Source organism: Alphaproteobacteria bacterium (genome assembly GCA_019635875.1).
Taxonomy (GTDB): Bacteria; Pseudomonadota; Alphaproteobacteria; order Reyranellales; family Reyranellaceae; genus JAFAZJ01.
In genome coordinates this window covers 129424-148322 of the sequence record JAHBYP010000008.1, presented here as the reverse complement: position 1 = coordinate 148322, position 18899 = coordinate 129424, and the positions used below count along the sequence as shown (strand labels likewise).

At 69.0% G+C, this 18899-nt stretch carries 18 protein-coding genes and 1 pseudogene; 14 read left to right on the top strand and 5 right to left on the bottom strand.

Annotation, left to right across the window (positions count from 1 at the left end):
* Positions 1-17: 17 nt before the first annotated feature.
* The 7 genes from KF889_24670 (at position 18) to KF889_24640 (ending at position 7775) form a co-directional block, all read left to right on the top strand.
* Positions 18-1031, top strand: coding sequence for an amidohydrolase family protein (locus KF889_24670; protein ID MBX3502652.1), 1014 nt, complete (start codon positions 18-20; stop codon positions 1029-1031).
* Complete coding sequence (locus KF889_24665) at positions 1028-2686, top strand: NAD+ synthase (GenBank protein ID MBX3502651.1); 1659 nt, start codon at positions 1028-1030, stop codon at positions 2684-2686. Before KF889_24670 ends, KF889_24665 begins: the two co-directional genes overlap by 4 nt.
* A 265-nt stretch (positions 2687-2951) precedes the next feature.
* The gene (msrB, locus tag KF889_24660; GenBank protein ID MBX3502650.1) at positions 2952-3446 is read left to right on the top strand and encodes a peptide-methionine (R)-S-oxide reductase MsrB; all 495 of its coding nucleotides are present in this window, start codon (positions 2952-2954) and stop codon (positions 3444-3446) included.
* Positions 3447-3457: 11 nt separating this feature from the next.
* Positions 3458-4069: a peptide-methionine (S)-S-oxide reductase MsrA gene (msrA, locus tag KF889_24655; protein ID MBX3502649.1), complete on the top strand. Its 612-nt coding sequence runs from the start codon at positions 3458-3460 to the stop codon at positions 4067-4069.
* Between the two features lie 162 nt (positions 4070-4231).
* Positions 4232-5575 carry a glutamate--tRNA ligase gene (locus KF889_24650; GenBank protein MBX3502648.1) on the top strand — a complete coding sequence of 448 codons (1344 nt, stop codon included), beginning with the start codon at positions 4232-4234 and terminating at the stop codon, positions 5573-5575.
* 106 nt (positions 5576-5681) lie between these two features.
* Complete coding sequence (gene cysS, locus KF889_24645) at positions 5682-7013, top strand: cysteine--tRNA ligase (GenBank protein ID MBX3502647.1); 1332 nt, start codon at positions 5682-5684, stop codon at positions 7011-7013.
* A gap of 138 nt (positions 7014-7151) precedes the next feature.
* Positions 7152-7775, top strand: coding sequence for a hypothetical protein (locus tag KF889_24640; protein ID MBX3502646.1), 624 nt, complete (start codon positions 7152-7154; stop codon positions 7773-7775).
* Here KF889_24640 and KF889_24635 read toward each other — a convergent pair.
* Entirely contained in the window at positions 7760-8464 is a 705-nt protein-coding gene (locus KF889_24635) for a DUF899 domain-containing protein (GenBank protein ID MBX3502645.1), read from the bottom strand. The two genes, KF889_24640 and KF889_24635, sit on opposite strands and share 16 nt — an antisense overlap.
* A 98-nt stretch (positions 8465-8562) precedes the next feature.
* Here KF889_24635 and KF889_24630 point away from each other — a divergent pair, with 98 nt between their 5' ends.
* The 4 genes and pseudogenes from KF889_24630 to KF889_24615 all read left to right on the top strand — a co-directional run bounded on the left by KF889_24630 (position 8563) and on the right by KF889_24615 (position 11027).
* Positions 8563-9042 (top strand): SRPBCC domain-containing protein, encoded by a 480-nt coding sequence (locus tag KF889_24630; protein ID MBX3502644.1) that lies wholly within the window; start codon positions 8563-8565, stop codon positions 9040-9042.
* 11 nt (positions 9043-9053) lie between these two features.
* The gene (locus KF889_24625) at positions 9054-9707 is read left to right on the top strand and encodes a glutathione S-transferase family protein (protein ID MBX3502643.1); all 654 of its coding nucleotides are present in this window, start codon (positions 9054-9056) and stop codon (positions 9705-9707) included.
* 12 nt (positions 9708-9719) lie between these two features.
* Positions 9720-10136, top strand: coding sequence for a VOC family protein (locus tag KF889_24620; GenBank protein MBX3502642.1), 417 nt, complete (start codon positions 9720-9722; stop codon positions 10134-10136).
* Between the two features lie 561 nt (positions 10137-10697).
* Positions 10698-11027: pseudogene (locus KF889_24615) on the top strand (hypothetical protein).
* Between the two features lie 519 nt (positions 11028-11546).
* Here KF889_24615 and KF889_24610 read toward each other — a convergent pair.
* Complete coding sequence (locus KF889_24610; protein ID MBX3502641.1) at positions 11547-12665, bottom strand: mandelate racemase/muconate lactonizing enzyme family protein; 1119 nt, start codon at positions 12663-12665, stop codon at positions 11547-11549.
* Positions 12665-13246, bottom strand: coding sequence for a metalloprotease (locus KF889_24605; protein ID MBX3502640.1), 582 nt, complete (start codon positions 13244-13246; stop codon positions 12665-12667). The genes KF889_24610 and KF889_24605 overlap by 1 nt, the downstream gene beginning before the upstream one ends.
* 815 nt (positions 13247-14061) lie before the next feature.
* Between KF889_24605 and KF889_24600 the strand changes: the two genes are divergently transcribed.
* A complete protein-coding gene (locus KF889_24600; GenBank protein ID MBX3502639.1) occupies positions 14062-14547 on the top strand; it encodes a cupin domain-containing protein in 486 nt (161 codons plus the stop codon).
* Positions 14547-15509, top strand: coding sequence for a hydroxyacid dehydrogenase (locus tag KF889_24595; GenBank protein ID MBX3502638.1), 963 nt, complete (start codon positions 14547-14549; stop codon positions 15507-15509). Before KF889_24600 ends, KF889_24595 begins: the two co-directional genes overlap by 1 nt.
* On the opposite strand, the gene KF889_24590 is transcribed toward KF889_24595, so the two are convergent.
* Positions 15487-16428 carry a lysophospholipase gene (locus KF889_24590; GenBank protein MBX3502637.1) on the bottom strand — a complete coding sequence of 314 codons (942 nt, stop codon included), beginning with the start codon at positions 16426-16428 and terminating at the stop codon, positions 15487-15489. The genes KF889_24595 and KF889_24590 overlap by 23 nt on opposite strands.
* A gap of 241 nt (positions 16429-16669) precedes the next feature.
* Between KF889_24590 and cimA the strand changes: the two genes are divergently transcribed.
* Complete coding sequence (gene cimA, locus KF889_24585) at positions 16670-18271, top strand: citramalate synthase (GenBank protein ID MBX3502636.1); 1602 nt, start codon at positions 16670-16672, stop codon at positions 18269-18271.
* 23 nt (positions 18272-18294) lie between these two features.
* Here cimA and KF889_24580 read toward each other — a convergent pair whose 3' ends face one another.
* Positions 18295-18897 (bottom strand): DsbA family protein, encoded by a 603-nt coding sequence (locus KF889_24580; GenBank protein ID MBX3502635.1) that lies wholly within the window; start codon positions 18895-18897, stop codon positions 18295-18297.
* Between the last annotated feature and the right edge of the window lie 2 nt (positions 18898-18899).

Below are 18899 nucleotides of genomic sequence, written 5' to 3'. Positions count from 1 at the left end.
GGAGAAGCAAAGACGTCATGACGCTCGCGCTGCCGGGTTTCGTCGACGGCCACTGCCATCTCGACAAGACGCTGTGGGGCATGCCCTGGCGGCCGCATGCCGCCGGCGCCACCGTGGCCGAACGCATCGAGGCCGAGCGGGCGGTGCGTGGTTCATTGCCGGTGCCGACCATCGAGCGCGGCCGCGCGCTGCTGGAGCAGATGATCGCCTGCGGTACCACCGCGCTGCGCACCCATGTCGACATCGACACGGCGCGCAAGCTCGACGACCTGCACGCGATCCTCGAATTGCGCGAGCAGAACCGCGATCGTGTCGACATGCAGATCGTCGCCTTCCCGCAATCCGGCATCCTGCGCGATCCCGGCGTTGCCGATCTGCTTGACGCCGCGTTGAAGGAAGGTGCCGATCTGGTGGGCGGCCTTGATCCTGTCGGGATCGACCGCGATCCGAAGGGTCATCTCGACGTCGTCTTCGCCGTCGCCTCGCGCCACGGCAAGGGCGTCGACATCCACCTGCACGACGGTGGCGACGGCGGCCTGGCGCAGATCGAGGACATCGCCGCGCGCACGGCGGCGCACGGGCTGGGCGGCAGGGTCGCGATCAGCCACGCCTTCGCGCTGGGTGACGCCAGGCCCGATGCGCTGAAGCGCGTGGCCGACGATCTCGCGAGAGCCGGCGTGGCGATCATGACCCATGCGCCGGGCGCCGCCCCGATGCCGCCGGTGAAGGCGCTGCGCGCGGCCGGCGTCGAGGTGTTCTCCGGCTCCGACAACATCCGCGATCTGTGGTCGCCCTACGGCAATGGCGACATGCTCGAGCGCGCGCGCCTGATCGGCTACCGGCAGAACTTCCGCAAGGACGAGGAGATGCTGATCGCGCTCGATCTCGTCACCGAGGCCGGCCGGCGCGCCACCGGCCTGGGCGGCGGCGACACGGTCGTCGAGGTCGAGGCCGAGACGATCGCCGAAGCGATCGCGACGTGCCCGCCGCGGCTTGCCGTGCGGCGGGGCGCCTCTAGAGTGGTGACATGACCGATCAGCTTTCCATCGCCATCGCCCAGCTCAATCCGATCGTCGGCGACGTCGCCGGCAACACCGCCAAGGTACGCGCCGCGCGCGCCGAGGCGGCCAGGCAGGGCGCCGACATCGTGATCTTCGCCGAGCTGGTGCTGTCGGGCTATCCGCCGGAGGACCTGGTGCTGAAGCCGGCCTTCCAGCGCCGCCTGCACCAGGCCGTCGAGGAATTGCGCGCCGACACCGCCGACGGCGGCCCGGCCCTGCTGGTGACCACGCCGTGGCGCGAGGACGACAAGCTCTACAATGCCATCATCGCGCTCGACCGCGGCGAGATCATCGGCAAGCGCTTCAAGGTCGACCTGCCGAACTACGGCGTGTTCGACGAGAAGCGCGTCTTCGCACCCGGCCCGATGCCCGGCCCGATCGTCTTCAGGGGCGTACGCATCGGCGTGCCGATCTGCGAGGACGTGTGGACCGCCGACGTCGTCGAATGCATCACCGAGACCGGCGGCGAGATCATCCTGGTGCCCAACGGCTCGCCCTTCGACGTCAACAAGCCGGAGATGCGCCTGCAGCTGGGCGTCGCGCGCGTCGTCGAAAGCGGCCTGCCGTTCTGCTACGTCAACCAGGTCGGCGGCCAGGACGAGCTGATCTTCGACGGCGGCTCCTTCGTCATCGGCGCCGATCGCAAGATGCGCACCGTGCTGCCAAGCTTCCGCGAAGCCGTCGTGACCACGAAATGGCTGCGCACCGCCGATGGCGGCTGGGACTGCCAGCCCGGCCCGATCGCGCCCACGCCCTCGCGGCTGGAATCGATCTACGAGGCCATGGTGCTGGGCCTGCGCGACTACGTGAACAAGAACAAGTTCCCCGGCGTGGTAATCGGCCTGTCCGGCGGCATCGACTCGGCGATCACCGCCGCCGTCGCCGCCGACGCGCTGGGGGCCGACCGCGTGCGTACGGTGATGATGCCCTCGCCCTACACCAGCAAGGACAGCCTGGAGGACGCGCAGCAATGCGCCGACATGCTGGGCATCCGCTACGACATCGTCTCGATCGAGCCGGCGATGAAGGCCTTCGGCGCGATGCTGGCGCCGATCTTCGCCGGGAAGAACGCCGACGTCACCGAGGAGAACATCCAGGCGCGCGCCCGCGGGCTCACCCTGATGGCGATTTCCAACAAGTTCGGCGGCATGGTGGTGACCACCGGCAACAAGTCGGAGATGGCGGTCGGCTACTCGACGCTCTACGGCGACATGTGCGGCGGCTACAACGCGTTGAAGGACGTCTACAAGACGACCGTCTTCCAGCTCTGCCACTGGCGCAACCAGCACCGCCCCGAGGGCGCGCTGGGGCCCGAGGGACGCGTGATCCCCGAGCGCATCATCACCAAGCCGCCCTCGGCCGAGCTCAAGCCCGACCAGAAGGACCAGGACACGCTGCCGCCCTACGACCAGCTCGACCGCATCCTCGAGGGCCTGATCGAGCGCGACCTCGCCACCGAGGAGCTGGTCGCCGAGGGCCATGACGCGGCTACCGTGGCCCGCGTCTGGCGCATGCTCGAGAACGCCGAGTACAAGCGTCGCCAGGCGCCGCCGGGGGTGAAGATCACCACCCGCTCGATCTCCAGGGACCGGCGGTATCCGATTACCAACGCCTTCCGGGGCTGACCCGGCACCGGATCAGTGCCGTCAGTGCCGTTTTGGACGTTTGTGCCGTTATCTGCCCTCTCCCCTTCTCCTCTTTCAGAGAAAGGGGGAGGAAGAGGCAAACAAACGTCCAAAACGGCACTGGACGTCCAAACGACACCCCTTCTTTCAGAGAAGAGGGAGGGGGAAGAGGCAAACGAACGTCCAGAACGGCACTGAACGTCCAAACGGCACCCCGACGACATCGTGAACGGCGGTGATCGGCCGACTTGCCTATTCTGATGGCATGGCGGAACTGAGCAGACGGCACTGGGTTCTGGGCGTGGGCGCGCTGGCGATCGGCGGCGTGGCCGGGCGCACGGGTTCGGCCAGGGAGCCGGGACCGTTCGAGGTCGTCCACTCGGACGAGGAATGGCGCAAGCGGCTGACGCCGGAGCAGTACCGGGTGCTGCGCAAGGCCGGTACCGAGCGCGCCTACACCTCGCCGCTCGATCGCGAGAAGCGCGCCGGCGTCTATCACTGCGCGGGGTGCGAGAAGCCCCTGTTCTCCTCGGCGCACAAGTACGACAGCCGGACCGGCTGGCCAAGCTTCTGGCAGCCGATCGAGCCCTCCGCCATCGGCACCAAGCCCGAATGGTCGATATTCGGGCGCCAGACCGAGGTGCATTGCGCGCGCTGCGGCGGCCATCAGGGCCATGTCTTCGACGACGGCCCCAAGCCCACCGGCCTGCGCTACTGCATCAACGGCGTGGCGCTGCAGTTCCGCCCGTCCGCCGCCTGAGGGTCCCGCCCATGCGCCGCTGGTTGATCGCGCTGACAATGTCGCTGCTCGCCCTGCCGGCGCTGGCGCAGGCGCCGACCCCGAAGCCCGGCCTCGCCGTGGCGATCTTCGCTGGCGGCTGCTTCTGGTGCATGGAGCCGCCCTACGACAAGCTCGAGGGCGTGGTGGCGACCACTTCGGGCTACACCGGCGGCACCAAGGCCAATCCGCGCTACGAGGAGGTCACCTCGGGCCGCACCGGCCACTACGAAGCGGTGCGCATCGACTACGATCCGGCCAAGGTGACGTACGAAACCTTGCTGCAGGTGTTCTGGCGCAACATCGATCCGCTCGATGCCCGCGGCCAGTTCTGCGACAAGGGCCCGATGTACCGCTCGGCGATCTTCCCGGTTGACGAGGCGCAGCGCACGGCAGCCGAGGCATCGAAGGCGGCGCTGGAGAAATCCGGCACGCTGCCCGGCAAGGTGGTCACCGAGATCCTGCCGGCGGCGCCGTTCTACGACGCGGAGGACTACCACCAGGACTACTACAAGAAGAACAGCCTGAAGTACTCATATTACCGCTGGAACTGCGGCCGCGACCGAAGGCTCGAGCAGCTCTGGGGACCGCAGCCCAAGAGCTGACTCAGTCTCGCCGTCTCCGGGACGTTCTCCGCGCCGTTCGGGCCGCGTCGCGCCGGCGACGCATCATGGGCATCGCTGGCGCGGCGCGGCCCGACTGCCGGCGTGCCGTCTCGTCAGCGGCGCTTGACCGCTCGCAAGCCAGCGCTCACAACCACGCCCGCCATGGCCAGCGCCCCGATCGTCCGTTTCGCGCCCAGCCCCACGGGCCGACTGCATGTCGGCAACGTGCGCGCCGCGCTGCTCAACTGGCTGTTCGCGCGCAGGCATGACGGGTGCTTCATCCTGCGCCTGGACGACACCGACCGCGAGCGCTCGACCCGGGAGTTCGCCGAGGGTATCGCCGATGACCTCGTCTGGCTGGGGCTGGGCTGGGACCGGCTGGAACACCAGTCGGCCCGCTTCGCCCGCTACGACCGCGCCCGCGACCTGCTGATCGCCGCCGGCCGGCTTTACGCCTGCTACGAGACCCCGCAGGAGCTGGAGTTCAAGCGCAAGCGCCAGATGGCGCAGGGCAGGCCGCCGGTCTACGACCGCGCCGCGTTGCGGCTCACCGATGCCGATCGCGCCCGCCTGCAGGCCGAGGGCCGCGCGCCGCATTGGCGCTTCAGGCTCGAGCCCGGCGACGTGCGCTGGACCGACATGGTGCGCGGCGAGCAGCACATCGACGAATCGAGCCAGAGCGATCCGGTGCTGATCCGCGCCGACGGGACCTATCTCTACACGCTGCCCTCGGTGGTCGACGACATCGACTTCGCCGTCAGCCACGTGATCCGCGGCGAGGATCACGTCACCAACACCGGCACGCAGATCCAGCTCTTCACCGCGCTTGGCGCCACGCCGCCCGCCTTCGGCCACTTCCCGCTGCTGACCGATGCGCAAGGCGGCGGCCTCTCCAAGCGCGCTGGCTCGCTTGCGGTGCAGGAGTTGCGCGAGCAGGGCATCGAGGCGCTGGCGATCGCCGCGCTGCTGGCGCGGCTGGGCACCAGCCACGCCATCGAGCCGGTGAGCGCGCTGACGCCGCTGATCGAGACCGTCGATCTCGGCCATGTCGGCCGCGCCGCCGCGCGCTTCTCCCTCGACGAGCTGCGCACGCTCTCGGCGCGCACCGTGCACGGCCTGCCCTACGACGCGGTGCGGCCGCGGCTGCAGGCGCTGGACGCCGATTTCGGCGAGGCCTTCTGGCTGGCGGTGCGCGGCAACATCGCCACCGTCTTCGACGCGCGCATCTGGGCGGACGTCGTGCGCGGGCCCATCACGCCCGTGCTCGAGGACGCGCCGCTGCTGGCCGCCGCGGCCCGGTCGCTGCCGCCCGAGCCGTGGAACGGCGGCACCTGGAAAGCCTGGAGTGCCGCCGTCGGCGCGGCCGCCGGCAAGAAGGGCCGGGCACTGTTCCACCCGCTGCGGCTGGCGCTGACGGGCCGCGAGCAGGGCCCGGAAATGGCGGGGATGCTTCCCCTGATCGGCCGTGCTAAGGTGCTGTCCAGGCTTCGAGGAGACGTCTCGTGACGTTCGGACGGCGATGTAGGGAGGGCGGCCCCGCCTGAGGGGTTCGATCAACGCGGGCGATCACGTCGCCGCGCGCGTCCTGCCGTCTTGAATCCCGGAGTTTCCCGTGTCGCTGCTCATCCACAACACGCTGACGCGCGAGAAGGAACCGTTCGCGCCGCTCGATCCCTCGCATGTGCGCATGTATGTCTGCGGCCCGACCGTCTACGACTACGTGCATATCGGCAACGCGCGGCCGGTCGTCGCCTTCGACGTGCTCTACCGCCTGCTGAGGCGGCGCTATCCACGCGTCACCTACGTGCGCAACATCACCGACATCGACGACCGCATCATGACGCGCGCCGCCGACAACGGCGAGAGCATCGAGGCGCTGACCACGCGCACCGCCGACGCCTACCAGGGTGACATGAAGCGGCTCGGCGCGCTGCCGCCGGACTTCGAGCCGCGCGCCACCGAGTTCGTGGCGCAGATGGTCGGCATCATCGAGCGCCTGGTCGCCAAGGGCCACGCCTACGCCGCCGAGGGCCACGTGCTGTTCAGCGTGCCCTCGATGCACGACTACGGCCGCCTCTCGCGGCGAACGCGCGACGAGCTGGTGGCCGGTGCGCGCGTCGAGGTCGCGCCCTACAAGAAGGATCCCGCCGACTTCGTGCTGTGGAAGCCCTCGACGCCGGACCAGCCGGGCTGGGCCAGCCCCTGGGGCCGCGGCCGCCCGGGCTGGCACATCGAGTGCTCGGCGATGAGCGCCGAGCATCTGGGCGAGACCTTCGACATCCATGCCGGCGGCCTCGACCTGATCTTCCCGCACCACGAGAACGAGATCGCCCAGAGCCGCTGCGCCTTCGGCCACGGCCTGATGGCGAAGTACTGGATGCACAACGGCTTCCTCAACATCTCGGGCGAGAAGATGAGCAAGTCGCTGGGCAACTTCTTCACCGTGCACGAGCTGCTCGAGCAGTATCCCGGCGAGGCGATCCGCCTGCTGCTGCTGTCGGCCCACTACCGCCAGCCGCTCGACTTCACGCATGAGGGGCTGGTGCAGGCCAAGGCGACGCTCGATCGCTGGTACGGTCAGCTGCGCGGCAAGCCGGTGGCGGTGCTCGACGCGGTGCCGTCCTCGGTCGAGGACGCATTGTCGGACGACCTCAACACGCCGCTGGCGATCAGCGCGATCCACCAGCTCGACGATTCCGCCCGGCTGCGGGCCGGCGCGCTGGCGCTCGGCGTGCTGCAGCAGGATCCCGAGGCCTGGTTCCGCTGGACGCCCGCGGGCACCAGCGGGCCGACCGAGGCCGAGATCGACACGGCGATCGCCGCGCGGCAGGCGGCGCGCAAGGCGAGGAACTTCGCCGAGGCCGACCGCATCCGCGACGATCTCGCGGCGAAGGGCGTGGTGCTCGAGGACGGCCCGAAAGGCACGGTGTGGAAGCGGGGCTGACCTTTGATACCTTCCCCCGGAGGGGGAAGGTGCCCGAAGGGTGGATGGGGGATGTCAAAGACGGACTCCCGCGTTCGTCTTCAACATCCCCCTTCCGTCGCTCCGCGCCGGCTTCCCCCTCCGGGGGAAGGTAGTTTGATGCGCGTCTATCACATCGCCGAGGCTGACAACTGGCCGTCGATCGAGCGCGATGGCCTGCTGTCGGCGCGCGCGTTGTTCGAGCGTGCCGGTGCGCGGCCGGAGGATCGTGCGGCGGTCGAGCAGCATCGCCCGGTGCGCGCCGTGCTGAGCGACGGCACGGTGATCCGCGATCAGTCGCCGATGCCGCCGGCGGCGTTGAAGCCCTGCCTGCGCGGCGTGACGCCGACTCAGTGGTACGCGCTGCTCAACGGCAAGGTCTTCTTCTGGTTCGACGAGGAGCGCGTCGCGCGGCACCTGCACGCCTGCCGGCGCACGGCGCAGATCGTGCTGACGATCGACGCCGGGGCGCTGCTGGCGCGTCACGCCGTGCGCGCAGCGGTGGCGCCGTTCAACACCGGCAATGCGCGGCGCAAGCCGGCGGTGCGCGGCCGCGCCACCTTCGTGCCGTGGCTGTCGTGGCAGGCATCCGGCTGGCGCGCCGAAAGCGACGGGCTTGGCACGAGCCTGCGCGCCAGCAGCCACAAGCCGGCCGAGCTCACCATCGATCACGCGGTGCCGGACATCCTCGACTTCGTCGTCGCGCGGCGCGCGGTGGCAGCCTCCGCTCACGTCGGGTCGTAGCGATCCTTCAGGCGCACCCAGGCCATCGGAAAGTCCAGCCCTTCTTCGTCGCGGCCCTTGGGCACCAGATCGAGCAGCTGGTAGGTGCCGTTGAGCGCGTCCAGGCCGCGTGAATAGGTCGAGTAGGTGTGGAAGATCGCGCCGTCGGCATCGCGCATGAACACGCTGAGCCCCGGCGCCTCGCCGCCGCCGAAGGTCTGAGTGCCGAAATTGTAGTTGGGCTGGCGCGGCCTGCCGTCGTCGGGCGGGAACGACACGGCGAAGTCGAAGTTGAAGTCGCTGCCCAGCGACGACACCCAGGGGAAGCGCCAGCCGAAGCGCTGCTTGAACCGCTCGATCTTCTCGACAGGCGCACGCGACACCGCGGCCAGCTCGACATCGCGATGCGCCAGATGCACGCGCGTGGCGTCGTGATGCTCGGCCCAGAACGAGCAGCTCTTGCACGGCTCGTTCCAGTCCGGCCCGAGCATGAAGTGATAGACGATGAGCTGGCTGCGACCGGCGAAGAGCGCGCCCAGGCTCACCGGGCCGGACGGTCCGGCGAACACGTAGTCCTTGTCGATGCGCACGCGCGGCAGGGCGCGACGCAGCGCCGCGACCTCGTCGCGCAGGCGGGTGAGGTCCTTCTCCTTGCGCAGCAGCGCGCGGCGGGCGTCGAGCCAATCGCCGCGATCGACGGTCCTGGTCATGAGTCCTCCATACGTGGCCGCTTGACTCGGGACAGGGAGACGTTTACTTAACCGAGGAGTTAATAACAGCATACCGCGTGTCGCGGAAGAGGTCGATCATGGACGGCGTCACCGAGCTTGACACCAGGCGATTGCGCATCGTCAGGCGCTTCAAGGCGCCGCGCGAGATGGTGTTCAATGCGTGGACCGACGGCGCGACGTTCGCCCGGTGGTTCGGCCCGGATCATTACCGCACCACGCGCTGCGCGCTCGACGTGCGCGAGGGCGGCGCCTGGTCGGCGACCATGAAAGGGCCGCAGCGCATGCATTCGGTCAGCGGCCGGTTCCTCAAGGTGAAGCGTCCCTCGACCCTGGAGTTCACCTGGGCGTGGCACGAGTCCGGCGATCCCGCAGCGCCGCGCGAGCACGAGACGATCGTCAGCGTCGAGCTGGTCGATCGCGGCGAGGAGACCGACATGGTCTTCACTCAGGGCCTGTTCCGCGACGAGGAGGGCACCAGGAGTCACACCGAGGGCTGGGACAGCGGTTTTGAGTGCCTCGACCGCCTGCTGGCCGGACAAGAGCCGAAGACCGCCTGAGGAGGACAAGCATGGCCGAGCTCAAGATCCACGGCTTCGCACCGAGCACTTTCGTGCGCGCCACGCGCCTGGTGGCGCACGAGAAGGGCCTGGACTACGACCTGCTGCCGCCGGAGGAGGCCGGCGCGGCGGCACATCCCTACCGCCGAATGCCCGTGGCGCGCCTGGGGGCCACGGTGGTCTACGAGACCCTGGCGATCACCACCTGGTTTGACGCCATCGGCAGCGGCCCCGCGCTGATCCCGGCCGATCCCCTGAAGCGCGCGCGCATGTACCAGTGGATCAGCGTGGTGTGCGACTACCTCTACGGCACGATCTCGCGCGGTATCCTGCTGCCGCGCTTCGGCCTGCGTCCGGCGCCGGAAGAGAGCGTGCGCGCCAGCCTCGCGCAGGTGGCGGAGCTGTGGCGGCCGATCGAGGCCGAGCTCGCCGCCAACCGGTATCTCGTCGGCGATCAGCCTTCGCTGGCCGATTTCTTCCTGGTGCCGATCATGTTCTACGTGCCCGAAGCGCCCGAGCTGGCCGCCATCGCCGACCGCAGCCATCCCTCGATCGTGCGCTGGGCGCGCGACATGGGCGGGCGCGCCAGCGTGCGCGCCACCGATCCCATGCCCGCGCTGCGCGAGATCATGGCCGCGCACACGGCTTCCGCGGCCGCTTCCTAGGAGACAACGACCATGGCCGACGCACCCCAGCCCCACGTCATGCCGCATCTCGACGTCGATGGCGCTGCTGCGGCGCTCGACTTCTACAAGAAGGCGTTCGACGCCGTGGAGATGGTCCGCATGCCGGCCCAGGACGGCAAGCGGCTGATGCACGCATCGATCAGGATCGGCGATGGCGTGATCATGCTGCATGACAGCTTCCCCGAGTATGCCGAGATGGGCGGCACCAGCAATCCGAAGGCGCTGGGCAAGAGCACCGTGACCATCCATCTCTATGCGCCCGATGTCGACAAGACCTACAGGCAGGCGATCGATGCCGGCGCCACCGGCCTGATGACGCCCGAGGACATGTTCTGGGGCGACCGCTACGCCAAGCTGCGCGATCCCTTCGGCCATGTCTGGTCGCTGGGCGCGCCGATCAAGAAGTAGGTCGCGCTACCAAGCCATGACATACTCAACCGCCGCGGTCGCGGCGGGGGGGATGTCATGGCCAACAACGCCACCTGCGACGTCCTGGAACGGGACGAGACGCCTGGGCCACCGGTGATCGAGGCGGCCGACATCCGCCATCAGATCAAGGTCGACCTGATCGACAAGGAGGTCCAGAGCGCGGCGACCTATTCCTATCTCTGGATGGCTGACCAGATGGGCCATATCGGCATCGGCCTGCTGATCGCCGCCGTCGCCGGGGCGCTGGTCTCGATCTTCGGCGCGCTTTCGGTGTGGTGGCACTGGCTGGTCGCCGCGGCGCTGCTCGGCGCCATCCCGGCGCTCAAGGAGGTCAAGGACTTCCACAAGTTCAACGTCGGCGCCAATCGCTACTTCGCCGTAGATCGCAAGCTGCTGATCCGCAACGCGACCACGGCCACGCTGTACATGCTGGCCGGCCTGCTGATCGGTGTCGTCGTGGCAATGCCGTTGCCTTTGGTCTCGGCGCTGGCGCCGTGGACCTGGACCATCCTGGGCATCGACATCGCCATCTCGCCGGCGATGCTGGTGCGCACCGCGATCGTCGTGGCGATCGGCGCCTTGGCGCTGAGCGGCGCGTGGTGGTGGCTGCGCCAGAAGATCGTCTGGCAGAAGGCGGCGCTGCCCTACCTGTCGCGCCTGTCGCGCGTCGAGGTGGCCTTCGCGCCGGCCGCGCCCCCGGTGTCCGATGACCCCGGCCCGACCATCGAGGCCTACATCGCCGGGGCGAGCAAGGTCGACGGCGGCACGACCGAGCGGCCCCTGCTGCTGCTGGGCCCGCTGGGCGTCGGCAAGACCGACCTCGCCGCGGCGATCGGCACCGAGGCCGCCTTCGCCGGCGCCAAGGTGCGCTACGTGCCGTTCAGCAAGCTCGCCCAGTCGGCGCTGGCGCAGCGGGCCACGCATGGGCGCGGCCCCTATGCCGGGCCGATCGAGCGCGTGCAGGCGATCGATGCCGCCGATGCCGGCCCGCCGAACATCCTCTACTGGCAGTGGCGCCGCGCCCAGCTGGTGATCATCGACGACATCCGTCCCGGGCTGGGCGAACGCGACTACATCACCCTCGAGGAGTTCTGCGAGCGCTTCGCCGAGGACCGCAAGCTGGGCGCCGACGGGCTGGGCACGCTGCGGCGGCGCCGCTCCGTCTGGGTGATCGGCGTTACCGCGGCCGAGGAGCCGGACTGGATCGCCGCCTTCGGCGAGCTGTTCGGCGTGAAGCCGCTGGTGGTGCGCATGCGCCTGACCGAGCGCCACAGCTCCGGCCTCGAGGCCATCGCCCTGCGGACCTGAAACGGGGTGCGCGCCGATGACTCGAACTCGAGCGATCGGACACGCATGTCCATCACCTGTCGGCGAACGCCGCGTTGTGCATCAGGTCTTGATCTCGAAACCACCGACCCGGCAGTCCCTGAGGATCTCGGGCCTGAAGCGCAGACCGTGTCCGGGCGCTTCGGGCGGCACCAGGAAGCCGTCGACCGGGATCGCCGGCTCGACCCACAGGTCGTCGTTCCAGTCCATGTACTCGAGGTAGTTGGCGTTGGGGATCGAGGCCATCAGGTGCACCGTCAGCTCGTGGAAGAGATGCGGCGCGATGGCGATGCCCCAGGTCTCGGCGACGGCGGCGATCTTGCGCAGTTCGGTGAGCCCGCCGCGCATCGGGTCGGGCTGCAGGATCGGCGTGCTGGGCGGGCTGACGAAGAACGGCCGCAAATCGTAGCGCGTGAAGTGGCTCTCGCCGCCGACCACGCGAGTCTTCAGCGCCTGGGCGACGCGCTTGTAGCCCTCGAAATCCTCGCAGACCACCGGCTCCTCGAGCCAGTAGGGATCGGCCTCGTCGATGTGGTGGCCGGCCTGGATCGCGGTGTCGGCACTCCAGCCCATGTTGACGTCGATCATGATCTCGATGTCGGGCCCCAGCGCCTCGCGCATGGCGTGGACGTTCTTCACGTCTTCGCGCCACGGCCTGATGTGCGCCACCTGCATCTTGATCGCCGTCAGGCCCATTCCGGTGAAGTACCTGGCGCGTTCGATCATGCCGTCGCGGCCCAGCCCGCGCCAGCAACCCGAGCCATAGGCCGGCACCCTGTCGCGCGCGTTGCCCCACAGGCGATGCAGCGGCAGTCCGGCCTTCTTGCCCAGAATGTCCCACAGCGCGATGTCGACGGCCGACTGGCAGAAGGTGGCGATGCCGCCGCGGCCCAGCCAGTAGGTGCTCTTCCACAACGTGGTCCAGATGCCCTCGATCTCGGTGGCGTCGCGGCCCAGTACCTTGGGCGCGATCATCTCCCTGAGGCAGGCATCCAGCGTGAGCAGCCCGCCCGACAGCGGCTGCAGGTAGCCCGTGCCGGTGATGCCGCCGGCCGTCTCGATCTCCAGCACCAGGAGTTCGCGGTGCGTCGGCGGCATGATGCCATTGGCCGGCGGCGCGCCGACGAAGGGCACCTGCAGCAGGCTCGTGCGCAGCGCGGCGATGGTCGTCGCCGATGGCATCAAAGCTGCTTGACGTAGTTGATGCTGATGCCGATCGCTTCGTCGAGGCCGCGGCGCTGCCGGAAGCCGGTCTCGAAGCCCTGCACGATGGCGGCGGCGCGCTCGTCGGGCCGGCCGTGATGCTTGGGCGAGTTCACCATGTTGTCGCCGAAATTGTACTGCGTGAGCGCGTAGACGGCGGCCGGATATTGTGGACGCGAGAGCTTGCGCACGCCGGCGAAGTAGCCGGCGAAGAAATCGGCCTGCAGCTCGACGCGCTTCACCGTCGGCTGGCCGGCGCCGACGATGGCGGTCAGGCCGCGCTTGTACTGCAGGATATGGCCGAACTCATGGGCGCAGACGGCGGCGACGCTGACGTCGGGATGCTCCTTCTGGCCCATCAGCCGGCGCAGCAGGCGCTGGCCGAACAGCACCGTGCCGTCGCCGCGGTTGAGCCTGACGCGGTTGGTGGCATAGGCGTTCATGGCCTCCGAATCGTCGAAGTAGCAGAAGCCGGGCAGCACGTGCAGCAGCTCGGACATCGCCGACAGGGTGTGCGCCAGGGCGTAGTCGAACTGCGCGTCGCCCGATTTCGGGAACATCTCCTCGTTGCCGCTGAGCGACAGCCAGGGCGGAGCGCTGCGGTTGAGCAGGATGTTGGCCGCCGGGTCAGGCAGCATGCATCCAGTCACCTCATGGCCGCCGATCCTGGCGTGCGCGCAGGTCGCGCCGACGCCCCACAGGATGCTCAACGCTCCACCGAAGATCGTCTCACGGCGCGTCCACATGGTTCGCTCCCGGGATCAGCACAGATTGGGGAACCGTCGGCAGGCTTCCGACGACGGCGGATTGATGTCAGGCCGGGGACTGGGATCACTGGCCGGCGACGGCCTCGGCGCCGGTTGCGGGGCAGGCTGGGGCTGGGGCTGGGGCTGCGGCTGAGCCTGGGGTGGCGGTGCCCAGGAAGGGGCAGGCGATGCCGGTCCGCCGCCGGGCCCCGCCGGCTCGGGCTCGGTCACCAGCTTGGTCGGCTGGCGCTGCGGTGGTTGCGAAGGTGGCGACGGAGTGTTGACGGGCGGCGCAGGCCGACGCTGTGGCGGCGGGGCGGCGCGGGGATCGGCCGGCTCCGGCTCGGTGACCACCCGGCCGCGCTGGGCCAGCAGCTCCGCGTTCGCCGGCGCGGTCGGGATGGCTGCCACGAGGACGGACAGCGCGAACGCCACCGTCCAGGCCTGTCGGCGAACTCCCCCTCGAGCCAGCATCCGCCCCAAAGCTCCCCTGATGCGAACCTGATTACCCTACACCACCCGCACGTCGGCGCCGAGGCAGGAAAATGGCGACGGCGGGGCAGACGCCGTCTGGCGGAGGCGGCGAATGCTTCGCAGAATGAGCGCCGACCGCCGGGAGCACGCACGCCATGAACGACAGCACGAAGCCAGCACCGACCGCCGTCATTGCCGCGTCGGTCGCGCCACGCACCAAGCCTTCGAACTATCCCGAGCCGTTCTTCAGCCGCATGGCCCGACGCGAGAAGCGTCAGCTGGGCGACGTGTTCGGGCTGAAGAACTTCGGCGTCAACCTCACGCGCCTGGCGCCGGGCGGCGAGTCGGCGCTGCTGCACACCCACAGCAAGCAGGACGAGTTCATCTACATCCTGCAGGGCCAGCCGACCCTGGTGACGGAAAAGGGCGAGACGCAGCTCGAGCCCGGCATGTGCGCCGGCTTCCCGGCCAAGGGCATGGCGCATCAGCTGGTCAATCGTACCAGCGACGATGTCTTCATCCTCGAGGTCGGCGACCGCACGCCCGGCGACGAGGGCAGCTATCCGCGTGACGACATCCAGGCGGTGCTGGGCGCTGACGGCAAATGGCAGTTCACCCACAAGGACGGGCGGCCGTACTGATGCCCTGGACCATCGCCATCACCGGACCTGATCTGGCCAAGCCCGGCCTCGACGTGCTGAACGCCGCCGGCTGTCGCGTGCATTTCGTCGCCGACAACAGCAGCGATGCTGAGCTCTTGGCCCTGGTGCGCAAGGAGACGATCGACGGCATCCTCGCGCGGCACGGCGTGTCGGGCAATGTCATCCGCGCCGGCGATTCGATCCGCTGCATCTCGCGCCACGGCGCCGGCTACAACAGCGTCGACATTCCCGCCGCGACGGCGAAGCGGATCCCGGTGTTGGTCGCCGCCGGCGTCAACGCCCAGTCGGTCGCCGAGCTGACGATCGGCCTGATGATCGCCGTGGCGCGCGCCATTCCGACGCACGATGCCAACCTGCGTGGCGCACGGTGGATCAAGGGACCGGCGGGCGTGCAGCTCGGCGGTCGTACCATGGGCATCGTCGGGCTGGGTGCCGTCGGCAAGCGCGTGGCCCGGGCTGCGGCGGGGCTGGGCCTGAAGGTGATGGCCTACGATCCCTACATCAACGCCGTGATCGAAGGTGTCGAGCGCGTGGCCTCGCTTGGCGATCTGCTGGCGCGCGCCGAGGTGCTCAGCCTGCACTGCCCGCTGACGGAGGAGACCGAGGGCATGATCGGCGCCGCGCAGCTCGCCGCGCTGCCCAGGGGTGCGGTCCTGCTCAACGCCGCGCGTGGCCCGGTGGTCGACGAGGGCGCCCTGGTGGCGGCCTTGCGCGCCGGCCATCTGCTGGGCGCCGGCCTCGACACCTTCCGCGACGAGCCGCCGGCTCCCGACTGTGCGCTGCTGGGGCTGCCCAATGTCGTGCTGAGCCCGCATATCGGTGCCCATACCGGCTACGCCACCGACGCGGTATCGGCGACGGCGGCCGAGAACCTGCTGCGCGTGCTCGACGGCAAGCCGGTCGATCCGGCGCTGTGCGTCAACCGCGCGGTGCTGGCGTGAGGACGTCGCGCAGCCACCGCAGGGTATCGGCGGTGATCTCGTCGCGGTTGGTCTCGTTGAGCAGCTCGTGGCGGGCGTCGTCGTAGAAGCGGTGCGTGACGTTGCGCAGGCCAGCGTCGCGATAGGCGATCAGCAGTGACGGCAGGCCTTTCGCGCCATCGCTCACCGGGTCGGCAGTGCCGGCGATGACGAGGATCGGCAGCTCCTTGGGGATCCGGCCGACCAGCGCCGGGTCGGTCTGTCGCGCGACGCCGCCGATCAAGTCGATCCAGAGCTGGCCGGTGGGCACGAAGCCGCACAGCCTGTCGGCGACATAGGCGTCGACCTCGGCCGTATCGCGCGACAGCCAGTCGGCGTCGGTGCGGTTGGGCCGGAAGCGCTTGTTGAAGTCGGCGAAGGACAGCGTGAGCAGCAGCGAGCTGCGCCCGCGCGGGCCCAGCCGCCAGCGCTCGAAGCGGGCGATCAGCTTGCCCAGGGTGGCGATCGGCGGGGGCTTGCCGTTGGAGCCGCAGAGCACCGCGCCGGCATAGTCTGCGCCGCGCTCGGCGATCGTCCACTGAGTCAGGAACGAGCCCATGGAATGGCCGAAGATCGCCACCGGCAGGCCCGGATGGTCGGCCGCGACGCGCTTGCGCAGCAGCGCCATGTCGGCGAGCACGCGGCGCCAGCCATCGTGCTCGGCGAAGAAGCCCAGATCGTCAGCCGTGGGCGCGGTCAGGCCGTGCCCGCGATGGTCGTTGGCGTGCACCGCCCAGCCGGCGTCGGTCAGCGCCTGGGCGAAGCGGGCGTAGCGGCCGGCATGCTCGCCCAGCCCATGGGCGATCTGCACCACGGCCCGGGGCTCGCCGTCCGGCAGCCAGCGATGGACATGCAGGGCGTAGTCGTCGTCGGCCGGCAGGATGTAGGAGGCGGTGCGCATCGCCGCAGGGTGGCATGGTCGGGCTTCGTTGACGATGCCCTGAGGCGGTGCGATACGACCCCTTCTCCCCGCGCAGGCGGGGAGAAGGTGCCGAGCGAAAGCGAGGCGGATGAGGGGCTTTCTCACGTAGCGACAACGCTTGCCGTTGGTGAGACGCCGAGAGGCCCCTCATCCGCCCTTCCGCCCTTCGGGCACCTTCTCCCCGCCTTCGCGGGGAGAAGGCAATGGGAGGGCGGGACACGTGGCCGACGACAAGCGCGTCTATCTGTTCGACACCACGTTGCGCGACGGCGCGCAGACGCAGGGTGTCGATTTCTCGGTGGCCGACAAGGTCGCCATTGCCCGCGCGCTGGACGAGATCGGCATCGACTACATCGAGGGCGGCTGGCCGGGCGCCAACCCGACCGACGATCGCTTCTTCGCCGCACCTCCCAACTTCAGGCGCTCGAAGTTCGTCGCCTTCGGCATGACGCGGCGTGCCGGGCGCAGCGCCTCGAACGATCCCGGGCTCAACGCCCTGGTCGGCACCAAGGCACGTACTGTGTGCATGGTCGGCAAGACCTGGGACTTCCACGTCGACGTCGCGCTCGAGCTGGGCCGCACCGAATACGTCGAGATGATCGCCGACTCGGTGGCCTTCGCGAAGAGCCGCACCGAGGAGGTGATGTTCGACGCCGAGCATTTCTTCGACGGCTTCAAGGCCAATCGCGACTACGCGCTGACCTGCGTGCGCGAGGCGCACGCCGCCGGCGCGCGCTGGGTCGTGCTCTGCGACACCAACGGCGGCACGCTGCCGCACGAGATCGAGCGCATCGTCGGCGAGGTCACCCGCGAGATTCCCGGCACGTCGCTGGGCATCCACACCCACAACGACACCGAGAACGCGGTGGCCAACACGCTGGCCGCGGTCAACGCGGGCGTGCGCCAGGTGCAGGGCACGATCAACGGGCTGGGAGAGCGCTGCGGCAATGCCAACATGATCGCGCTCATTCCGAACCTGGCGCTGAAGATGGGCTTCGACGTCGGCATGAACGGCGAGAAGATCGCCACGCTCACGCACCTCTCGCGCCTGCTCGACGAGCGGCTCAACATCGCGCCCAACCGCAGCGCGGCCTATGTCGGCACGCGCGCCTTCGCGCACAAGGGCGGCCTGCACGTCTCGGCGGTCGAGAAGGATCCGCGCACCTACGAGCACATCGATCCGGAGATCGTCGGCAACCAGCGCATCATCGTCGTCTCCGACCAGGCCGGCCGCTCCAATGTCGTCGCGCGCTTCCGCCAGATCGGGCTGGAGATCGATCCGAAGAGCCCCGATGTCTCCAGGCTGCTGGAGATCGTCAAGGAGCGCGAAGCCAACGGCTACGCCTATGACGGCGCCGACGCCTCCTTCGAGCTGCTGGCACGGCGCGAGCTGCACACGGTGCCGGACTATTTCGCGCTGCAGAGCTTCCGCGTGCTGGCCGAGCGGCGCTGGAACGCACGTGGCGAGCTGATCACACTCTCCGAGGCGACGGTGAAGCTCGACGTCGCCGGCCGGCACCTCATGGAGGTCGGCGAAGGCAATGGCCCGGTCAACGCGCTCGACCAGGCGCTGCGCAAGGCGCTGCTGCCGCACTATGCCGAGCTCGGCGACATGGCGCTGGTGGACTTCAAGGTGCGTATCCTCGACTCCGCCGGCGGCACCGCGGCGGTGACGCGCGTGATGATCGAGAGCGAGGACGGCGAGGACCGTCGCTGGACCACCATCGGCGTGTCGCCCAACATCATCGACGCCGCCTACAACGCGCTCTACGACGCCATCACCTACAAGCTGTTTCGCGACGGCGCGACGGTGGCGGCCTGAGCCATCTCCAGCAGGAACATCGGCTATCGCTTCAATGTTCCGTGTTGCCGCCAGGCGATCGCGTCCTCGAGACGATCGTCTCCCCAAAACACTTCGCCGTCGACCACGAAGCTTGGCGAGCCGAACAGCCCGAGCCGTCGTGCTTCGTTCGTTTCCTCTTCGAGCAGCCGGAGGTTGTCTTCGCCATCCGCTGTCTGTAGGACGCGGGCGACGTCCTGTCCCAATCTGTTCAGCGTGTCGGAGAGTCCGGGATCCTCGTACGGCTCCTCGCCGTGAAAATACAATCGGGTGTAGCTGTTCTTGACAAACTCCTTGCCCCAACCCTCACGCATGCCGAGGAAGGCGACTTGGATGCCGAAGGCGATGCGCTTCGCTGGATAGGGCGCGGGCAGCTTAGCCTTAATGCCGCGAGCCTCTGCCCTCCTGGCGATGTCGCGCCACATATAGGCCAACTTCGCTGGCTTGTCGGCGAACGGAACGTGGCCCATTTCGTGAAGGATCTTCCACATGCTGAAGGGCCGCCAGCGAAACTGCACGCCGTACTTCTTCTCAATTTCGTCGAGGCGCATTAACGACAGGAAATTGTACGTCGAGCCTACGGAGAACCAGTAGTCGATGGTACCCATGG

Coding starts and splice junctions, on each gene's coding strand:
- KF889_24650 (MBX3502648.1), top strand. CDS start 4,232: ATGGCCAGCGCCCCGATCGTCCGTTTCGCGCCCAGCCCCACGGGCCGA.
- KF889_24670 (MBX3502652.1), top strand. CDS start 18: ATGACGCTCGCGCTGCCGGGTTTCGTCGACGGCCACTGCCATCTCGAC.
- KF889_24625 (MBX3502643.1), top strand. CDS start 9,054: ATGGCCGAGCTCAAGATCCACGGCTTCGCACCGAGCACTTTCGTGCGC.
- KF889_24640 (MBX3502646.1), top strand. CDS start 7,152: ATGCGCGTCTATCACATCGCCGAGGCTGACAACTGGCCGTCGATCGAG.
- KF889_24630 (MBX3502644.1), top strand. CDS start 8,563: ATGGACGGCGTCACCGAGCTTGACACCAGGCGATTGCGCATCGTCAGG.
- KF889_24580 (MBX3502635.1), bottom strand. CDS start 18,897: ATGGGTACCATCGACTACTGGTTCTCCGTAGGCTCGACGTACAATTTC.
- KF889_24600 (MBX3502639.1), top strand. CDS start 14,062: ATGAACGACAGCACGAAGCCAGCACCGACCGCCGTCATTGCCGCGTCG.
- KF889_24620 (MBX3502642.1), top strand. CDS start 9,720: ATGGCCGACGCACCCCAGCCCCACGTCATGCCGCATCTCGACGTCGAT.
- msrB (MBX3502650.1), top strand. CDS start 2,952: ATGGCGGAACTGAGCAGACGGCACTGGGTTCTGGGCGTGGGCGCGCTG.
- KF889_24665 (MBX3502651.1), top strand. CDS start 1,028: ATGACCGATCAGCTTTCCATCGCCATCGCCCAGCTCAATCCGATCGTC.
- KF889_24605 (MBX3502640.1), bottom strand. CDS start 13,246: ATGTTCCCGAAATCGGGCGACGCGCAGTTCGACTACGCCCTGGCGCAC.
- KF889_24635 (MBX3502645.1), bottom strand. CDS start 8,464: ATGACCAGGACCGTCGATCGCGGCGATTGGCTCGACGCCCGCCGCGCG.
- KF889_24590 (MBX3502637.1), bottom strand. CDS start 16,428: ATGCGCACCGCCTCCTACATCCTGCCGGCCGACGACGACTACGCCCTG.
- KF889_24610 (MBX3502641.1), bottom strand. CDS start 12,665: ATGCCATCGGCGACGACCATCGCCGCGCTGCGCACGAGCCTGCTGCAG.
- msrA (MBX3502649.1), top strand. CDS start 3,458: ATGCGCCGCTGGTTGATCGCGCTGACAATGTCGCTGCTCGCCCTGCCG.
- KF889_24595 (MBX3502638.1), top strand. CDS start 14,547: ATGCCCTGGACCATCGCCATCACCGGACCTGATCTGGCCAAGCCCGGC.